At 41.4% G+C, this 20,234-nt stretch carries 14 protein-coding genes and 1 rRNA gene (1 of these 15 running past the window's edge); 13 read left to right on the forward strand and 2 right to left on the reverse strand.

Annotated features, from left to right (window positions below; all coding sequences use genetic code 11):
- Window positions 1-335 precede the first annotated feature (335 nt).
- The 5 genes from HW278_RS09285 to HW278_RS09305 all read left to right on the forward strand — a co-directional run bounded on the left by HW278_RS09285 (window position 336) and on the right by HW278_RS09305 (window position 5,463).
- Complete coding sequence (locus tag HW278_RS09285; protein ID WP_178977627.1) at window positions 336-1,697, forward strand: OprO/OprP family phosphate-selective porin; 1,362 nt, start codon at window positions 336-338, stop codon at window positions 1,695-1,697.
- Window positions 1,698-1,724: 27 nt separating this feature from the next.
- Complete coding sequence (locus HW278_RS09290) at window positions 1,725-2,555, forward strand: lamin tail domain-containing protein (RefSeq protein ID WP_178977628.1); 831 nt, start codon at window positions 1,725-1,727, stop codon at window positions 2,553-2,555.
- A gap of 83 nt (window positions 2,556-2,638) precedes the next feature.
- Window positions 2,639-3,283 carry a hypothetical protein gene (locus tag HW278_RS09295; RefSeq protein WP_178977629.1) on the forward strand — a complete coding sequence of 215 codons (645 nt, stop codon included), beginning with the start codon at window positions 2,639-2,641 and terminating at the stop codon, window positions 3,281-3,283.
- Window positions 3,284-3,286: 3 nt separating this feature from the next.
- The gene (locus HW278_RS09300; protein ID WP_009417413.1) at window positions 3,287-3,760 is read left to right on the forward strand and encodes a CYTH domain-containing protein; all 474 of its coding nucleotides are present in this window, start codon (window positions 3,287-3,289) and stop codon (window positions 3,758-3,760) included.
- On the forward strand, window positions 3,757-5,463 hold the full coding sequence (locus HW278_RS09305; protein ID WP_178977630.1) for an SLC13 family permease: 1,707 nt from the start codon (window positions 3,757-3,759) through the stop codon (window positions 5,461-5,463). Before HW278_RS09300 ends, HW278_RS09305 begins: the two co-directional genes overlap by 4 nt.
- Before the next feature lie 216 nt (window positions 5,464-5,679).
- Here the strand turns inward: HW278_RS09305 and HW278_RS09310 are convergent, their stop codons facing one another.
- Window positions 5,680-6,312, reverse strand: coding sequence for an HdeD family acid-resistance protein (locus tag HW278_RS09310; protein WP_178977631.1), 633 nt, complete (start codon window positions 6,310-6,312; stop codon window positions 5,680-5,682).
- Window positions 6,313-6,742: 430 nt separating this feature from the next.
- On the opposite strand from HW278_RS09310, the gene HW278_RS09315 reads away from it, so the two are divergent.
- The 7 genes from HW278_RS09315 (at window position 6,743) to HW278_RS09345 (ending at window position 18,067) form a co-directional block, all read left to right on the forward strand.
- Window positions 6,743-8,707 carry a putative porin gene (locus HW278_RS09315; protein ID WP_178977632.1) on the forward strand — a complete coding sequence of 655 codons (1,965 nt, stop codon included), beginning with the start codon at window positions 6,743-6,745 and terminating at the stop codon, window positions 8,705-8,707.
- A 44-nt stretch (window positions 8,708-8,751) separates the two neighbouring features.
- Complete coding sequence (locus HW278_RS09320) at window positions 8,752-10,803, forward strand: peptide MFS transporter (RefSeq protein WP_178977633.1); 2,052 nt, start codon at window positions 8,752-8,754, stop codon at window positions 10,801-10,803.
- A gap of 75 nt (window positions 10,804-10,878) precedes the next feature.
- Entirely contained in the window at window positions 10,879-12,117 is a 1,239-nt protein-coding gene (locus tag HW278_RS09325) for a type IX secretion system plug protein domain-containing protein (RefSeq protein ID WP_178977634.1), read from the forward strand.
- 102 nt (window positions 12,118-12,219) lie between these two features.
- Window positions 12,220-13,500, forward strand: a complete 1,281-nt coding sequence (locus HW278_RS09330) for a replication-associated recombination protein A (RefSeq protein ID WP_178977635.1) — start codon at window positions 12,220-12,222, stop codon at window positions 13,498-13,500.
- A 580-nt stretch (window positions 13,501-14,080) separates the two neighbouring features.
- On the forward strand, window positions 14,081-16,093 hold the full coding sequence (gene uvrB / locus HW278_RS09335; protein WP_178977636.1) for an excinuclease ABC subunit UvrB: 2,013 nt from the start codon (window positions 14,081-14,083) through the stop codon (window positions 16,091-16,093).
- Between the two features lie 87 nt (window positions 16,094-16,180).
- The gene (locus tag HW278_RS09340) at window positions 16,181-16,945 is read left to right on the forward strand and encodes a leucine-rich repeat domain-containing protein (RefSeq protein ID WP_178977637.1); all 765 of its coding nucleotides are present in this window, start codon (window positions 16,181-16,183) and stop codon (window positions 16,943-16,945) included.
- Between the two features lie 189 nt (window positions 16,946-17,134).
- Window positions 17,135-18,067 carry a peptidylprolyl isomerase gene (locus tag HW278_RS09345; RefSeq protein WP_178977638.1) on the forward strand — a complete coding sequence of 311 codons (933 nt, stop codon included), beginning with the start codon at window positions 17,135-17,137 and terminating at the stop codon, window positions 18,065-18,067.
- Between the two features lie 26 nt (window positions 18,068-18,093).
- Here HW278_RS09345 and HW278_RS09350 read toward each other — a convergent pair whose 3' ends face one another.
- Complete coding sequence (locus HW278_RS09350) at window positions 18,094-18,696, reverse strand: CDP-alcohol phosphatidyltransferase family protein (RefSeq protein WP_009419881.1); 603 nt, start codon at window positions 18,694-18,696, stop codon at window positions 18,094-18,096.
- A gap of 520 nt (window positions 18,697-19,216) precedes the next feature.
- On the opposite strand from HW278_RS09350, the gene HW278_RS09355 reads away from it, so the two are divergent.
- Window positions 19,217-20,234 (forward strand): 16S ribosomal RNA (locus HW278_RS09355); it runs 500 nt beyond the window's last position.

Consider the following 20,234-nt stretch of genomic DNA (forward strand, 5'->3'; position numbering starts at 1 on the left):
TGTGAGGTCTTAGGTCATAGGTGCTAGGGGGAGTATGACGGAAAAGGGAAGAGATAGGGGTATGGTAGGATAAAATTATAGAAAGAGTTGGTAGTGAACGGTTAAACAGTGAAAAGCTTAAAAGTGAGTAGTTAAAAATTGAAAATAGAAAAATAATCGAAAGTAAGATAGAGGTGATGTAAAGGTGTGTTATGTTAAAATTAAGGATTTTTCAGCTTAAATCAAAAAAAAAGAAAATAATTCATTGCTAATTGGAAAATAGTTTTTACCTTTGTGGCGTTAAAAGAACTATAATAATAATTTACCAACTCCATTAACAAACATTATTTTAACCGATGAAAAAGTTACCCTTTTTAATTTTGGGGCTATTGCTGTCTTTCTTCAGTACAGCTATAGCCCAAGAGCTCGATACCATTCGCTATAACCAATATGGCGTGGCAGTCGATAGAAAAGAACTTCGCTCAGAGGCACGTAACAACATCTTGGTTTTTGAATCAAAACATCAGAACTATAAGTTTTGGTTTGACAACCGTGTGCAAGTGGATGCTGCTACGTTTTTTGGCGCTAAGAGCGATTACGACAAGATAGGCAACGGTGCTTCTATTCGCCGTGCTCGATTTGCCGTAAAGGCACAAGTTACCAAAGATTGGTACGGTGAAGTGGACGTTGATTTCGCCGATGGTATTTTTGAACTTAAAGATGCTATCGTGGAATACGACGGGATTGAGAACGTAGCCTTGAAAGTGGGGAACTTCAAAGAAGATTTCTCGATGGAGCAAACTACCAGTTCGCGTTACTTAACCTTTATGGAACGCCCTATGGTGTGTAAAGCCTTAGTGCCGTCACGACATTTGGGTATTCAAGGAGAGTACTTGCGCGACCATTTTAGGGCTTCGCTTGGTATGTTTTTGCAACGAGTGGCTGGCGTTGAGGAAGTGACCAATGTGCAAGACAACAATAAGGATTACGGACGCAACCAGGGGTATTCAATCACCAGTAAAGTGGGCTGGATGCCTTATACCGAAGACCGTATGCAAGGTTGTTATTTAGGTGTTAAGGGGTCTTACCGCACTCCTAAAACTGATGTAGCGCCTAAGGATTACGGCGGAGCGCGTTTTAGTACCCGCAACTCTACCTCGATTAACCGCAAAAAGTACTTAGACACTGATGTTATACCCAATGTAGACCACGAATGGTTGCGCGGGGTAGAAGCTGCTGCTTACTACGGAGGCTTCCGCGTACAAGGAGAGTGGATAGGCAACCACGTTACTACGGAAGCTACCTATTACAATTTCACGGGTTGGTATGTGCAAGCAGCGTATTTGCTCTTTGGAGGCAAACAGAAGTTTAACGTATCGGAAGGTGAGTTTACTCAGCCTACCCGAGGCAAGGAATGGGGTGATTTGGAGTTGGCAATGCGCTGTGATTACCTCAGCTTGAACGACAAAGACGTGTATGGTGGTTCAGGAGCAAACTTCACTACGGGGCTGAACTTTTATGTGAATAACAACGTGAAAATAGCTCTGAACTATCAGTATACTAACAACGACCGTTATGCAAACGGCAGAGGCAAACTGATTATTGGGCACGATGCCACAGGAGCCCCAACTACCGATTATAAAAAAGCGGTGGAAGGCAAAGGCAAAGGCGGTGTGAGCTACCATATGCTCGCTATGCGCTTTGAAATTAATTTCTAAACATTCACCTTTTAAACCATTACTAAAATGAAAAGTTTAAGATACATACTTCTATTAATGTTGGTCATTACAGCAGGTTGTGTGAAAGATGCAGTGTACGAGGGAGCTTCGACTATCAAATCGGTGAAGCTTACTCCCGCAGCCCCTACCTCAACTGACAACGTAGTGGTAACCGCTGTAATCGCTCCGGGACTACAAGCACCTTCGACAGTAACTTTGGTTTACAACGCAGGAGCAGGCAACCAAACCGTAGCGATGACAGGCAAGGACAATACTTTTACAGGGACTATTCCGGCACAAGCCGATAAAACAAAAGTAACCTACAAAGTAACAGTAGTGAATACCGCAGGATTTTCGACCGTAAAAGAAAGTAGCTATGTGGTAGGCGATAAGCCTTCGGACTACACTAAATTGGTTCTTAACGAGCTTTACGGAGCAGGCACCGATGCTGAAAAATTTATAGAACTATACAACAACGGCGATACTCCTATCAAACTAAAAGACGTAACCATTAAAAAAGACGAAGAACTTGTGTGGACGGGTATTGAGGGTGAAGTGGTAGCCCCTCACTCACATTTTGCTATCGTAGGCGCCAAAGGCACTACCCCAAGAGGGTTTAGTTCGGGTTTTTCGAGCAAGAAAAATGTGCTTATAGAGCTTTACAGTCCTGAGGGAACTAAGCTTAACACCTTCCAACGAGGTGAAAAAGGCGATGGTTGGGGCAAAGTGAGTCTTGCGGCAGTTACGAAATCGTGGAGCCGATGTCCTGATGGTACAGGTAAATTTATGCAAGCAGACCCAACCCAAGGAAAAGCGAACCCTGCGACAGGAACAGAAGATGAGACTGTTAAGCAGTGAGAGAGGAGGAGTGTAGGAACAGTTATTGTAAGGAAATATTATAAAATAAGCGATTAAACAATAAATGATATAAAAACATAATTATGGCAAAAGAAGAATTAAAGATAGGCGAAATTTCTAAACCGCGTTTTGAGTTTCGCAGTTTTGGGCGTTGCTTTGCTAAACAAGCCGAGCGTATGGCACGCCTAAGTGTACCTGTTCCTGAAAAAGTATGGGAACGCCGCAGTACCGAAACCTATATTGTGAGTAGGACTAACGATGTGAACAACACTAAAATTCGCGATGGTAAGATGGACATCAAAACCTTTGTACAAAAGGTAGATGGCTTAGAACAATGGAACCCACTGATGAAAGGAGAGTTTCCCATCTCGGCAAAAGTGCTTAAAGAAGAAGTATTCCCCGCTTTTAAAGTGCAAGGAATGCCTGAGCTTACCAAAGGAGAATACACCTTAGAAGAGTTCTTACAGATGGTGGAAGCACACCCCGACTTGCAAGCAGTAACCGTTGAGAAGGTGCGTTTTGGTTATATGGTGAACAATACCATTTGCGAAACCGGCAACGTATATATCAATGGGGCTTTGGTGAAAACCATTAACTCAGAGTCTACCGAGATAGAAGATATTAAGAAAACCATTGCCGATTGCGGGTTGGAAGGAGTAGAGAACATCAACTACTTGCAAGCGATTAAACGCGTGATTGGAATGATACATAAACCCTTAGCAAATTAAGTTATGGCACAAGAAATAGAAAGAAAATTTATGGTGAAGAGCGATGCCTATAAAGCAGCATCGTTTAAGGCGACTCGTATCACCCAAGGTTATTTGAGCTCCGTTCCTGAACGCACCGTGAGAGTGCGCATAAAAGGCGATAAAGGTTTCATTACCATAAAAGGCATCGGTAATGAAAGTGGCGCAAGCCGGTTTGAATGGGAAAAGGAAATACCCGTAGCTGAAGTGCAAGAGCTATTGAAACTATGCGAACCAGGTATTATAGACAAGACACGTTATTTGGTAAAGAACGGCGACTATTGTTTTGAGATTGACGAGTTCTATGGAGATAATGAAGGACTTGTAATGGCAGAGATTGAATTACCCGACGAGAAAGCTACTTTTGCCCGTCCTGATTGGTTGGGAGAAGAAGTAACAGGCGACAAGCGTTATTACAATTCAATGTTAATGAAGAACCCTTATAAAAACTGGAAATGACAAACAATACCGACCACACGCCACCCTTTGACCCTTTGGATATGAATAACTATCATATCGAAAAGTTGCCAAAGGTACAAAAAACAGGGGTAGAGCGGTTCCTCCAACGCATTGGAGGACCGCTTGCTATCCTCGCCTTTGTGCTTATTTACTGGGTAGCCAATATTTCGTTTATCAACCGGATTGATACCAATGAGAAGACGACACCGCTTACTGAATCGGCGATGGCTCGGTATGCCCAAATAGAAAAGGCTAAAACCAAACAACTAACAGCTACAATGAAGGGAGAAAAACAACTCTCGGACGAGCAAAAAGTAACCCTACAGCAGGCAACACACAAAGAGTTTATACACATCAACTACGCGATGCTGGCTATTTTTGTAGCTGCTATTATTTTATGGATTACCGAAGCAATCCCCAATTACCTCACTTCATTACTGGTAATACTGGGCATTGTACTTTGTGGAGTCACGACCGACAAGACGGCATATGCTCAATTAGGACACCCTGTAATGTGGCTTAATATTCTTTCGTTTATCTTAGCGAGTATGTTAGTGAAAACGCAGGTGGCGAAGCGATTTGCTTTGTGGTTTGTGTTGAAGTTTGGCAGAAATTCGGGAGGTATTATACTGAGTTTTATCATTATTAACTTAGTACTATCGGCATTTATTTCGGCAACTACTGCCAAAGCTGCTATATTGTTGCCTATCTTTATGGTAATAGCCGCTATCTACGGGGCTACGGGAGGAGAACACCGCAATAACTTCGGTAGGAATTTGATATTGCAGAACCTCTTCCAAATCAATTTAGGAGCTAATGCCTTCTTGACAGGCTCAGGGGCAGCCCTTTTAGCGGGCTCTCTTATAGCAGGAGCTATGGGTATAGGCTCTTTTAGTTATCAGGATTGGTTTAAAGCAGCCTTTCCGATGAGCGTGTTGCTTATTCTCATTGCGTGGTTCGTAGGCTCGAAAATATATTTTCCACTGAAAAAAGAAGAGCGCGTACCACAGATTGAAGGAGGTATGGAAAGGCTTAGGGAAGAGCTTAACAAGCTCGGCAAAATGAAGTTTGAGGAGTATAAAGCGATTGCTATTTTTGTTTGTGTACTCATCTTGTGGGCTACCGATAAGCAACACGGTATCAACCAAACAGCAGTAGCTTTTATGGGTGCCGTAGTAGCCTTGCTTCCAGGAGTAGGCGTAGTGAAATGGAACGATGTAGACATTCCTTGGCACTTGCTATTGTTCTCGGCAGGCGCTTATACCTTAGGGGCAGGACTTGACGCGACAGGTTTGCCTGGCACGCTTATAGATGCACTTTTTGGTAGTTTAGGGATAACTCAAGCCACTCCGTTTTGGGTATTGTATATGATACTCACAGGAGGGATTTTGCTTTTCTCGCTTATATTCCAATCTAAAACAATGCTTACCCTCATATTCATTCCTATTGCCATAGGGGTAGCTCAGAAGAACGGATATCCGATTATGAGTCTGGCTTTCCCCGTAGCAATGCTCGTGGGACACGTGTATGTACTGCCCTTTAACAGTAAACCTGCTGCCCTGCTGTACACTACCAATCAATATAGCTGGAGCGACACCTTCAAGTTTGGTATCACGATGATGTTTATCAGTTGGTTGATGATACTCTTGTGGGGCGAAACGGTATTGCGGTGGTATGGATTTACCAATGGAGTGTTCTTTTAATACCACAGTGCAATAATGCCAATTACTGAAGGTAAGAGTAAAGATAACTCTTAAAAAAGGTCCTGGATATTGGGTGTAGGCACATCAATTATAAAATCATAATACCTCCAAAGAGTATTTAATTCTTTGGAGGTATTTTCTGTAAAAAAGCACTATAGTTCTGTAGTCATAGGTATAACTATAGATTCGTGCCAGTGGTATTTTGCTAATCTGCTGTTATTTTAAAGCTTCTCTCACTTCTTTTTCGAGGTCTTCTATACGGTTCTTTAAATCATCTGATAACTTTTGAACAGAACTTTTTAACTTTTTCAGATTGAACGAAAGTACTACAGAAGAAATACCTGTGAAGATAAACGCTAAACCTGTGAACACTACTAATGAGATACCTGTAAAGATAGGATTAGCAATCAAAATGAACGAAAGGATAATACCCAATACGCTTACTATGGCTAGGTTACCCCAATTTAGTACACCAGCTTCTTTTACTTCGAAGGCAAAACCGAGTAACTGAAACGAACGGAATAACAATGTGAATCCTACTACCAATGGTAATATAAACATTGATAGGGCGGGATACATAAGTAAAAAAATACCCATTATCAATGAAATGAGTCCGCTTACCAAATACCAGCCCCAACCGTTGAGATTTTTAGTATTTTGTAGGGCAAAGAAGGATTCAGTTATCCCTGATATTAAGAATGAGAGACTAAAGAGTATTGAAAGGGTAAGATATGAAGCTTGTGGTGATATAATAACCCCTATACCACAAAGAATGAACAAAATCCCTAAAATAAGGGGAATGTACCAGTGTTTTACTGGTCTTCTGATGGATTTGAAAAAATACAACATAACTTTATCATTTATAATTTAATGACACAAAGGTAAGGATATTTTATTGATTAGCAAAAATATTTACAAATAAAAGATTAAAAATATAGTTGTTTTGTCAGTTATGTAGTTTATTGGTTAATTATAAGAGCTTGAACTGTCCCAAAAGTTTTGTTCTGTGAAAGCGATTGGAAATCGCCCCTACAATATAACTAGAAGGAATTGATTATCAAGGTAATCAACTTTTCCAAAGACTGAAACTTTAGCAAAATGTAGCGACGCAAATGCGATTTTAAGACTTTTCGGACAGTCTCAGCAATTGATATAACAAGATAGGCACAAATTACAAGCTCGCACTAGCGAATAAATTTGGTATGTTTGACCTGTATCTAAAATTAACAAATTGGCTAATTGACAAATTATTTCTATCTTTGCCCCCAAATAGAAACGAATGACACTGAAAAAAACTATATATTTCCTTATAGGATTACTATTCCCCTTGCTGAGTTGGGCACAAGAAGACGATAGTGCGAATAACAATCAGGAGGGAGGGGTAACCTTTAAGTCGTTGCGTCCTAAAAAGAAGAAAGACAGCATTACTTTCACTGCACGCGACTACAAAATTATTACTTATACCCGCGATACCACCTCGGTAGATACTTCGCTTACGATGCAAAAGTATTACCTGAACAACGAGTGGGGAAAGGATATGTTTGGCAAGATGCCTTTCTCGAATATGGGGCAACCGTATAATGCACTCTCTTACGATTTCCGCCGTCAGGATTACCTGCCTTCGATGGGAGCAGAAGCTAAAAAGCAACTCTACCTTACTCCGGAAGAGGTAACTTATTACCATTTGCCTACGCCACTTACTGAGTTTACTTACAAAAGCGGTATGGAACAAGGTCAGTTTTTGAATACCCTTTTTTCAATCAATTTACAGCCCAACCTCAATATCTTTATCGCTTACAAAGGTTTGCGTTCCTTGGGTAAATACCAACGTATATTAGTGAGCAATGGCAATTTTAGAGCGGGCTTTTCCTACGTATCACCTAACAAGAAATACACTGCCTTTGCACACTTTGCCTCTCACGATATCACCAGTCAGGAGAATGGAGGTATAGTAACGCCCGAGCAGTTTGAGGGAGGTGAAAAACAGTTTAAAAACCGTGCGACAATAGACGTGCAATTACTCAATGCTGAGAATATACGGGAGAGCAAGCGTTATTTTTTGCAACACGACTACGCTTTCTTGCGCAACCGCGATTCGCTGGCTTCGTACAAGCAGATACGCTTCCGCCATTTGTTTAGCTACGAAACTGAACATTATACTTATGACGAAACCCAAAGCAACAGTTATTTTGGCGATGCCTATGTACCCCAAAACCTTCACGATAAGGCGCGCTTGAAGAAGATGATCAACCGTTTGGGAGTAGAGCTCGAATTGCCCTATCTGGGTAGAACCTTCCTCTTTGGAAATGCTTATTTCTACAATTATTACTTTCAGAACGCTTACTACGTATCGGGAGTGTTGCAACGCCGACAAATCAAGGATACCGACCTGAGTTTAGGTGTGCAATGGCATAAGAGAGTAGGTGGTTTCAGTATAGAAGCAGAGGGTGAACAGACATTTGTAGGCAAGATGACAGGTACTAGACTGAGCGGGAAACTTGCTTATGCTTTTGACGATAAGAACAGCATCACCGCAGGAGCTGAACTGCATTCGGCTATGCCTAATTTTAATTATTTGCTGTATCAAAGCGACTACAAGCAGTTTAATTGGGATAACTATACTTCGTTTAACAAACAGAATACCCAGACCCTCTATGGCGATTTGAAAACCCAATGGGGGAATGCGTCGCTCAGTCTTACCAACCTCAACAACTACACTTATTTTCAAGAAGAAACCTTAGGGAAAGTGCGTCCTGAGCAGTACAGTAGCAATATACAATATTTGCAACTGAAAGTACAAAAAGAGTTTAAATTTGGTAAATGGGGCTTAGATAACACTATGCTCTACCAGCAAGTGGTACAAGATAGCAATATTTTGAATGTACCTACTTTCGTGACTCGCAATAGTTTTTACTTTGCATCACACTTGTTCAACAAAGCAATGTACTTACAAACGGGGATAGGGTTTAATTACTTCACCAAATATTACTCCAATCAGTACAATCCGCTTTTAGGAGAATTTGCTGTACAGACGGCAGAGAAGACGGGTAACTTTCCGATGTTAGACTTTTTTCTCAATGCCAAAGTACGTACGATGCGCATTTTCTTCTCTTTAGAACAATGGCAAGTGCCCGTGAGCAACTGGCTAAAAATAGGAAATCCTTACAACTATTATTCTGCACCACGTCAGCCGTATAGAGATTTTATTATTCGATTGGGAATTAAGTGGGACATTTTTAGTTAAGAGTTAAGAGTTGAAAAGCAAGAAAAATAACGAATGAAATCTATATGACTAAAAAGACAATTTTCGATACACAAGTATTAGGACATCCAGCGGGGCTGTTCGTGCTTTTCTTTACAGAAATGTGGGAGCGTTTTTCGTTTTATGGAATGCGCGTACTGCTCATCAACTTTCTTACAATGACGCTTATAGGGTATAACCCAGGATGGGCGTGGAGTACTGAAAACGCGGGTGCACTCTTTGGTACGTATGTTATGCTTCTTTATCTCACTCCTATACTTGGAGGTATAATAGCCGATAAGATTACCGGCTACCGCTGGGCAGTAATTATTGGGGCGGTTATTATTACCTTAGGACACGTGTCGATGGCTTTTGAAACTGAGGTTTCACTCTATTTGGGGCTTGCACTCTTGGTGATAGGAACGGGCTTTTTCAAACCTAATATGGTGTCATTTGTATCGGAAATGTACAAAGACCTACCCGAGAAGAAAGATGCTGCTTATACCATCTTCTATATGGGAGTAAATTCTGGAGCTTTCTTTGGAATGATGCTTTGCGGTTACTTGGCAGAACGCATTGGGTGGAGTTGGGGCTTCGGTTTGGCAGGAGTGTTTATGCTCTTGGGGACTATACAGTTTTGGTTTGCCAAACCTTTATTTGGTTCAATAGGAAGTGAGCCACGCAAGCAAGAAAAAAAAGAGACTACAAGTGATGCAAAACAAGAAGAGGAAAAACTCAATCCTTTCACTACCGTAGATAAGATATTGGTAGCGCTTTCGGCAATCATAGGTATTGGCTATGCACTAAACGACCCTCTCTCGAAAATATGGAATATCGACCTTTTTGGGTGGGCTGCTACCTCAGGGCTTAAAGGGCAATATGTGATGGTGATTGTAGGCTTAATAGCTTTCTTTTACCTGATAGGTAGTCGCATAATGCGTTATACTACGATAGTGCGCGACCGTATGCTTACCGTGGTCATCTTTGCCTTTTTTGTGGTGTTCTTTTGGTTGTCGTTTGAACAAGGAGCTTCGTCTTTAGTGATTTTTGCACGGGATAATATAGAGCGTGAGCTACACGGTAATTGGGCAGTACTTTACAATATTTTCAATGCGCTACTCACCGTGATTCCACTATTACTGATTACCTACGTACTTTTCCTTTTGGTAAAGAAAACCTACAAAAAGATATTTCCTGCCGTAGTAGTGTTATTGGTCTGCTTTAGTCTTGTATGGGGTATCGCTTCGTGGATGCTACAACGCGACTTCAAAACTACAGCTTACAGTGTGAGTTATCAAGCCTATGAACAAACCGATACACAGGGCAGAACTACTTATATCCCTATTACTGAAGAAAACAGAGTCGCTCGCCCTGATTTGAAAATCGTAGAACGTACTACTATCATAGGAGTAGCTGATTATCACCTAAAAGTAGGGCAAGAGATAAAATTGCTAAGCAAGAACAACAAAAACACTTCGTTTGGCTATGTAGATGCCGAAAAGGAACAGTGGGCAAAACAGCGGGGAGCAGAGCTCAATACTGACAACGGGCTGATAGTTGCGCAAGTGAAAGAAGAGCGCGATAACTGGGTAGAGACGACTGTATCGTGGTTTTCTATTCTGAATTCTTTCTTCATTATTGCCTTAGCGAGCTTGTTTTCACGTTGGTGGGATAGCAAGTATAATCCACCTGCTGCGATGAAATACGGCATCGGACTGCTGATGCTCTCAGTAGGATTTGGTTTACTCGCCTTAGGCTCTCACGGGGTAACTCACGGAGTAAAGGTGAGTATGTTATGGCTTGTATTTGCTTATATGTTTAACACTATGGGTGAGTTGTGTTTATCGCCTGTGGGACTTTCGTACGTCTCGAAGCTCGTACCTGCACGAATGATAGCATTTATGTTTGGGGTATGGTACCTCGCTGTAGCTATTGGTCATAAATTAGCAGCTGTAGTGGGCGGACAGATAGAGAATATCACCCGTGAGTACAGTTTGAGTACTTTCTTTTTGATATTTACCATTGTGCCTGCCGTAGCAGGGGTACTCATTATTCTCATCAATCCGTTTGTGAAGAAACTGATGCACGGAGTGAAATAAGTTCTATTCTTGTGGAGAATATCTATTTTACTAAATAAAAAATAGTACACCTAAGACAAATATAAATATTTAATTATGAAAAAACTTCTCTTTTTACTCCTACTTCCCTTGGCAATGCAAGCTCAACCGCTGGTGGAGAAAACACCACCTGATTATATCAAAACGATTATCTTCAAAGCTAACGGCAACGATAAAAACCAATTCCCTATCGTGCGCCGTAATGAGTCGTTTAGTTTGCAGTTCGACGACCTCGGGGGTAATGAGGAGACTTATTACTACAAAATCACCTATTGCAACGCCGATTGGTCTGCCTCTTCTCTGCTGAAAAGTGAATACCTTAAAGGCATTGATAACCAACCGGTGCAGCCCGAGAGTAACTCCTATGGTACCCTGCAAGGCTATTCGCATTACCGCCTTACTTTCCCTAACGAACTCACTAAAATCACTCTCAGCGGTAACTATATGCTCTCTATCACCGATAGTTATGGCACAGAGCTCTTTTCACGCCGATTTGTGCTCTATACACCCCAAGTGAATGTACTCACCGAAGTAAAACGCGCTCGCGATTTGCAGTACTTTGATACCCAACAAGTGGTACAGTTCACTATTAAGCAGAAAGATTTTAGACTTGATAATCCCAATGTAGCGGTGAAAGTAGCCATACTGCAAAACTACCGTTGGGATATGGCTATCACGGGCGTAAAACCTCAGTACGTGATGGGTAACGACCTCGTGTATCGCTACGACCGCGAAACGGCTTTCTGGGGAGGCAATGAATACTTCTATTTCGATAGCAAGGATATACACGTGCCTGCATCGGGAGTCTATCGTTTGGATAGAAGCAAATGGGTAAATAGCTACTTGTTTACCAATGTAAGCCGTGCGAGCAATATCTATACTTATTATCCCGATATCAATGGTGATTTCTTGGTAACCACTATCAACGGAATGAACCCCAGCAACGAAGCCGATTACACGCAAGTGCATTTTGCCTTAGAAGGGAAATCTACTTTTTGGGGTAAAGAAGTGTATGTATACGGCAAGTTTAGCAACTACGAACTCCGCGAGGAATACAAACTCACTTATGACGAAAAAGACGGTCTTTTCAAAGGGAAAGTACTCCTTAAACAGGGATTTTACAACTATAAGTTTGCTACCAAAGCAGGCGACATAGTTGATTTCAACGAAATAAGTGGTAATTTTCAACAAACTGAAAACACTTACCTCGTGCTAGTGTACTACCGCGCTCCTGGCGCTCTCTACGACGAGGTGGTAGGCATCGGCTCTGCTTCTAGTACCAATATCACAAAATAGGGCGTAGTACGACAAGCAGTTTATACATTGCTACACTTTACCAAAGTTTCACACTTTGGTAAAGTTGATTTTATTAATCATTAAACATTAATCATTATATCAATGTCTTCTCCTTTAGCAGAACGTATGCGCCCCACTTCCTTAGCGCAATATGTGGGACAAGAGCACTTAGTTGGAGCTCAAGGGGCTTTGCGCCAACAGATAGAACGCGGTCTTTTGCCATCGCTTATCTTTTGGGGTCCCCCAGGTACGGGTAAAACTACGCTAGCAAACATTATTGCGCATCAAAGTAACCGCGCATTCTATACCTTGAGTGCCATTAGTTCGGGGATTAAAGAAGTGCGCGAAGTAATTGACCAAAGCAAACAAAGTGGTGGACTCTTCACTACCCAAAACCCTATTGTTTTCATAGACGAAATTCACCGATTTAACAAAACCCAGCAAGATTCCCTTTTGCAGGCTGTTGAAAAAGGTTGGATTACCCTCATTGGAGCAACTACCGAGAACCCCAGTTTTGAGGTGATTCCTGCCTTGCTTTCTCGTTGCCAAGTGTATATACTGAACGCTTTTGAGCGTAAAGATTTAGAGCAACTGCTTCATAATGCCATTACCCAAGATGCTATTCTTAAAACCAAAAATATTGAACTGCAAGAAACTGAAGCTCTTTTGCGACTCTCAGGTGGCGACGGACGCAAATTGTTAAACACTTTTGAACTCATCGTCAATGCGACTCCTGAAGGTGAACCAGTAGTGATTACGAACGACAGCGTCCTCAGATTGGTGCAGAAAAATACCGTACTCTACGACAAAACAGGTGAACAGCATTACGATATTATTTCGGCTTTTATTAAATCAATACGGGGCAGTGACCCTAATGGTGCGGTCTATTGGTTGGCACGAATGATTGAAGGCGGTGAAGATGTAAAATTTATCGCACGCCGTATGCTCATTCTCGCTTCCGAAGATATAGGCAATGCTAACCCTACTGCAATGATTTTGGCTAACAACACCTTTCAGGCAGTAACCACCATTGGTTATCCCGAGGCGCATATTATTCTCAGTCAGTGTGCTATATATCTCGCTTCTTCGCCTAAGAGCAACGCTTCTTATAAGGCAATTAACAAAGCCCAACAAGTGGTAAAGCAAACAGGCGACCTGAGTGTACCTATCCATTTGCGCAATGCCCCTACCAAACTGATGAAAGAGCTCGGCTATGGCAAAGACTACCAATACGCTCACGACTACGCTCATAACTTTGCCTTTCAGGATTATTTGCCTGATGAATTGCAAGGAGAAACCTTCTATGAACCCTCTGATAATCCACGTGAAAATGCGCTGCGTGACTATCTCAAAAAACTATGGGGCGACCGCTATGGGTATTGAAATTAGCAAATTAGCAAATGAGGGAATTAGCAAATGAGGGAATTAGCAAATGAGGGAATTAGCAAATGAGGAAATGAGGTAAATGCCAATAATGCTAGAAATACTGATAATTAACTTTGCCAAAGGTGCGAGCCGCACAGGCAGTCGTAGCACGACGGGCTATTAACTTTGGCAAAGTTTGAGATGAAAAAGCGATGTGTTGGGGCTGTTAGGAAGATTCGGAAGGAAACGGAGAAGTTCGGAAGAGGGGAGGGAGGGTTTTTGGTAAAAAAAGGCTGTAAGGAGGGTGGTGTTAGCTTATAGAGAGCTTATAGGAAGCTTATACGAATCTTGGACGATTGGTATAGAAAGGGTGTATAAAGAGTTAATAGTGAGGGGTTAAGAGTTAAGAGAGAGAAGCAGTTTTGAGGGTAATAAATCGAAAGTAAAGCAAAGAAGAGGTGAATAGATGGACGAGAAAAGACTATAAAATTTTGAATTTAGATTTTAGTATTTAGAGTCTCTAAGCTATGTGCGTGAAATAATTTTTACTTTTCAGTTTTCTTCACTATCTTTGCATTCTTATTTATGGTTAAAACAAATGAAATTCAAAATAGTTTCTGACTTTGCCCCTACAGGCGACCAACCTCAGGCTATCGACCAATTGGTAAAAGGTATAGAGCGCAACGATAAGTACCAAGTGCTATTAGGCGTTACGGGCTCTGGAAAGACTTTTACTATCGCTAATGTGGTGGAGCGCATTCAGCGTCCTACTCTTGTGTTGGCACATAATAAGACGCTGGCTGCTCAGTTGTATTCTGAATTTAAGGCTTTCTTCCCCAATAACGCTGTGGAATACTTCGTCTCTTACTACGACTACTATCAGCCGGAAGCCTATATACCTTCCACAGGTACTTATATCGAAAAAGACCTCTCTATTAACGATGAAATTGAAAAACTGCGCCTTAGTACGACCTCTGCTTTGCTGTCGGGCAGGCGCGATGTATTGGTTGTGGCATCGGTGTCGTGTTTGTATGGTATCGGTAACCCTGTGGAATTTCAAAAGAACGTAATCACCCTCAAACAGGGCGATATACTCCCCCGTACCAAGCTGATGCATCGATTGGTACAAAGTCTCTATGCCCGCACGACCGCCGAATTTAGGCACGGCAATTTCCGCATTAAAGGCGATGTGCTTGATGTCTTCCCAGGTTATGATGACAACGCTTTCCGCATTCACTTTTTTGGTGATGAAATTGAAGAGATAGAACAGTTCGACCCCACTACTAATCACGTGTTAGACCACTACCAGAGCCTCAATATCTACCCCGCTAATATGTTTGTTACTTCTCCCGATATTCTCCAAAAAGCGATATGGAACATTCAACAAGATTTGGTGAAGCAAGTAGAGTTCTTTGAGGCTTTAGGCAAACCCTTAGAAGCCAAACGGCTGAAAGAACGCACTGAGTTCGACCTTGAGATGATACGGGAATTAGGATACTGTTCGGGCATTGAGAACTACTCCCGCTATTTGGACGGTAGAGAACCAGGCACACGTCCGTTTTGCCTCATAGATTACTTCCCCGATGATTTCTTGATGGTTATCGACGAGAGTCACGTAACCGTCTCACAAGTACACGCAATGTATGGTGGTGACCGCAGTAGGAAGGAGAATCTCGTGGAATACGGTTTCCGATTGCCCGCTGCGATGGACAATCGTCCGTTGAAATTCGAGGAGTTTGAAGCGCTTCAAAACCAAGTGATTTACGTGAGTGCCACCCCTGCCGACTATGAGCTCCAGCAAACGCAAGGCGTGTACGTAGAGCAGGTGATACGCCCCACAGGATTGCTCGACCCCGAAATAGAAGTGCGCCCCAGTGCCAATCAAATAGATGACCTTGTGGAGGAAATACAACTGCGTACCGAGAAAGACGAGCGCATATTGGTAACCACCCTCACCAAACGAATGGCAGAGGAGCTTACCAAATACCTCACTCGCATTGGTATTAGGTGTCGTTACATTCACAGTGATGTGGATACATTGGAACGCGTGGAGATTATGCAAGACCTCCGCAAAGGACTCTTTGATGTGCTCATAGGGGTAAACCTCCTCCGTGAGGGCTTAGACCTGCCCGAAGTGTCGCTCGTAGCTATCCTCGATGCTGATAAGGAAGGCTTTTTGCGTTCCACTCGTTCGCTCACTCAAACTGTAGGAAGGGCTGCCCGCAATGTGAATGGAAAAGCAATAATGTACGCCGACAAGATTACTGACAGTATGCAGCGCACTATCGATGATACTAATTATCGTCGTGAAAAGCAAATGAACTACAACAAGGCACACAACATCACGCCTCAGCCTTTGCACAAGAAGATAGAGAATAGCCTCAGCAAGAGCCCTATAACCGAATTTCACTACGATCCTTCATTTAAGGAGCGCACAGCTGCTGAGGCGCAATCGGTATATTTATCGGCTAAGGAGTTGGAAAAGAAAATCAAAGAAACTCGCAAACTGATGGAGGTAGCTGCCAAAGAGCTGGATTTTGTAAAAGCTGCACAGTACAGAGATGAGCTAAAGAAATTGCAGGAATTAGTAAATGAGAAAATGAGAAAATGAGTAGCGATATAAAACTAAGGACTAATATTTGCTATATTGTAAAATGTTTTGTATCTTTGCCACCAATAATTAAAAACTAATAATACAATGAAAAAATTTTTATTACTCCTTTCAGTTTTTGCCCTCTTTGCTTGTAAAAAGGACAAAGGTAATGATGAAGAAGTTGTTACTATTCCTGCTTCTGATTATGAATTGAGTGCAGATGGACTCACCTTAGTAAAGTGGAAAAACGAGAACACAGCAGTGCTCAATATGCAAGCTGATGCGGTACTTAGAAATGTAAAAACCATTGATAAGGGTGCTTTTTATCAACACAAAAACTTAGGAAGTATCACACTACCTAAGGGACTGACAGGTATTGATAACATAGCTTTCTATAAAACTAAACTCAAAAGTATTGTTATTCCTAAAGGAGTCCAAGTAATTGGTAGTTACGCTTTTGCTGAAACTTCACTTACTTCTGTTCAGTTTTCAGAAGGACTTATTACCATTGATGATAAAGCGTTTTCTAAGTGCCAAATTCCTGTTCTCAACTTTCCTGAAAGCTTACAAGCCATTGGAAGAAACGCATTTGATTCTAACAAAGTAATTGCTTCAGTTACTATTCCTAAGAACGTACTGAATGTTGCAAGTGCAGCTTTTGATTCTTGTGAAAAGTTAAGTAATGTAACTTTTAAAGGACAAACTCCTCCAACAATATCAATTATTTTTGGCTCAGAGCTCAATTATGTAAAGCAAGCTTATGAACCTATTGTAAAAGGACATATTTATGTACCTAAAGGAAGAGCAGAGGTGTATAAAAAAGCAGAAGGTTTCAAACCATATATCAATATTATTTCAGAAGAAGAATAAAATCTTTTCTATAACAATCTCATAAAGTAGGGACGAATCTTTTGTCTCTACTTTCTTGTTTTTTATTGAGTATTAGAGAAAAATTCATTGGCTAACTATTAGAAAGAATTAGGAACGCAATGTAATAGTGATTTGGTGATTTAGGAATTTTGGTGTAATTTTGCACCCTAATACATTAAAAGATAAAAAATGCAAAATGGTATTTATGCAAAGATAACTACCACGAAGGGAGTTATTTTACTTCGTCTTACTTATGAAAAAACGCCTGCTACGGTAGGGAATTTTGTAGCTCTTGCAGAAGGGAAAATGAAGAACTCACAAAAACCACTTGGTACGCCTTATTACGATGGACTTACTTTTCACCGAGTGATTCCTAACTTTATGATACAAGGAGGCTGTCCGTTAGGAACTGGCACAGGAGACCCAGGTTATCGTTTTGACGATGAATTTCACCCAGAGCTCAAACACAATAAACCAGGAGTCATTTCGATGGCGAATGCAGGACCAGGTACGAATGGGAGTCAGTTTTTCATTACACACGTAGCCACCCCTTGGCTAGACAACAAGCACACGGTGTTTGGTGAAGTCGTGGAAGGACAAGAAGTAGTAGATACGATTGCACAAGGTGATAAGATTGAAAAAGTAGAAATAGTGAGAGTAGGAGAGGAGGCAGAAAAATGGGACGCCTTAAAAGCCTTCAATGATTTTAATAAAGCCAAAGCAGCTCGTTTGGCTGAAGAGAAACGCAAAGCTGAAGAAGCCTTTACCAAAGAAGTAGTGGGCTTTGAGAAAACGAATAGTGGTTTATATTACCAAATTACCCACAAGGGTAATGGTAAAAAAGCAGAAGCAGGGCAAAAAGTAGCCGTGCACTATACAGGTATGTTGCTTGATAAGACCGTGTTTGATAGTTCTTATCGCAGGAAGGAACCACTACAGTTTACTGTAGGTGTTGGACAAGTGATTGCAGGTTGGGATGAAGGAATATTACTTCTTCACGAAGGAGATAAAGCCCGATTGGTAATCCCATCAGAACTCGCTTATGGCAGTCGTGGTGCGGGAGGCGTAATACCACCTAATGCACCTCTTATTTTTGATGTAGAATTAGTGTCAGTAGGGTAACCTTATTTTTTATTAAAGAAGAGTATTTAGCTATTAAGCCATTTACTCTTCTTAAAGTTTTTGCCTCTTCTTATTAAGTAGGCGTGATAGGCACTAGGGATATCGTTTTGCCATTTAGGCAACAAAAGCAAGATGAGAATTACATCTAATTGTGAGAAGAGTCCCCAATAAATAGCTAATTGCAAGGGAAATCCTCCGTGACCAAAGCCTATGAGCGAGATAAATGCTGTAAGTAAGCACAAGCCCCACAACTTGGAGAGAAAAGCGTGAGTACAGGTTTCTTTGCCAAACTTCAAAAAACTAATAGTATAACATAACCCTTCCATTATAAAAATAGCGATTACTTCATACCGATACGTCTTTATGAGCTCAGGGTTGAGATGATAACACGCTATTCCTATAGAGAGCCAGAATACTAAATCTGTTTGGCTATCCATTCGTCGCATTTTTACTGTACTAATACCCATTTGCCTTGCAATAATGCCATCGAAAACATCGGAGAGCAAGCCGAGGATGATGAAAACTATAATCCATAGCCTTGCTATTGATTCTTCAGTGTAATAAGAAAAGATCAGTATGGTAGGGGCTAATAAAAAACGGAAGGCTATTAGTAAGTAAGGTGTCTTCATTTTAATAAGTTCTTATGAGAACAAAAATACAATATTTTTCTAATATACAAAAAAATATATGTCTTTTGGTAAATTAGCAGATTATGTATTATATCACACTTGAGTACTAAAATTATTATGATAGGATAGTTTGGAAACTACTTATAGAAGTTAGAGATAAAAATGTGAATGTATGTTTAACTGTTGGTAGTTAGTTGTAAGAGAAGGAAAGCGTGTTAGAAAACACTAAGAGGCCCAAAAATGATTACAATATTAGTATTAAAAATCAACCACTTACCAAATTATTAAAAAAAATCTTCAAAAAAAGTATATAAAAATTTTGGAGGTAAGGAAAAAGGTTATACCTTTGCACCCGCAAATGAGGCGATAAGGCACATTTGTAGGGGTATAGCATACGCCTAAAAGAAAGAAACAACACGTACCTTGACATAATGTTGTACAGCACAAAGAAGATTTAAAGAATTGAGTGAAACCTGAAGTCAATAACTTGAAGATCGGTTAGAAGATATAAAAGAATTTAACGATGAAGAGTTTGATCCTGGCTCAGGATGAACGCTAGCGGCAGGCCTAACACATGCAAGTCGAGGGGGAGGTTACTTTCGGGTGACTGAGACCGGCGTACGGGTGCGTAACGCGTATACAATCTGCCTTTCACTGGGGGATAGCCCGAAGAAATTTGGATTAATACCCCATAGTATAGTAATACGGCATCGTGATACTATTAAAGCTACGGTGGTGAAAGATGAGTATGCGTTCTATTAGCTAGTTGGAGAGGTAACGGCTCCCCAAGGCGATGATAGATAGGGGTTCTGAGAGGGATGTCCCCCACACTGGTACTGAGATACGGACCAGACTCCTACGGGAGGCAGCAGTGAGGAATATTGGACAATGGTCGGAAGACTGATCCAGCCATGCCGCGTGCAGGATGACGGTCTTATGGATTGTAAACTGCTTTTGTAAGGGAAGAATAAGGGCTACGCGTAGTTTGATGACGGTACCTTACGAATAAGCATCGGCTAACTCCGTGCCAGCAGCCGCGGTAATACGGAGGATGCGAGCGTTATCCGGAATCATTGGGTTTAAAGGGTCTGTAGGCGGGCTGGTAAGTCAGAGGTGAAAGCGCTCAGCTCAACTGAGCAACTGCCTTTGAAACTGTTGGTCTTGAATGGTTGTGAAGTAGTTGGAATGTGTAGTGTAGCGGTGAAATGCTTAGATATTACACAGAACACCGATAGCGAAGGCATATTACTAACAATTAATTGACGCTGATGGACGAAAGCGTGGGGAGCGAACAGGATTAGATACCCTGGTAGTCCACGCTGTAAACGATGGATACTAGCTGTTTGGTTTAAGGATTGAGTGGCTAAGCGAAAGTGATAAGTATCCCACCTGGGGAGTACGTTCGCAAGAATGAAACTCAAAGGAATTGACGGGGGCCCGCACAAGCGGTGGAGCATGTGGTTTAATTCGATGATACGCGAGGAACCTTACCAAGGTTTAAATGGGGACTGACAGGAGTAGAGATACTCCCTTCTTCG

Origin of the sequence: Capnocytophaga sp. oral taxon 902, from assembly GCF_013394735.1 — a bacterium.
Classification (GTDB): Bacteria; Bacteroidota; Bacteroidia; order Flavobacteriales; family Flavobacteriaceae; genus Capnocytophaga; species Capnocytophaga ochracea.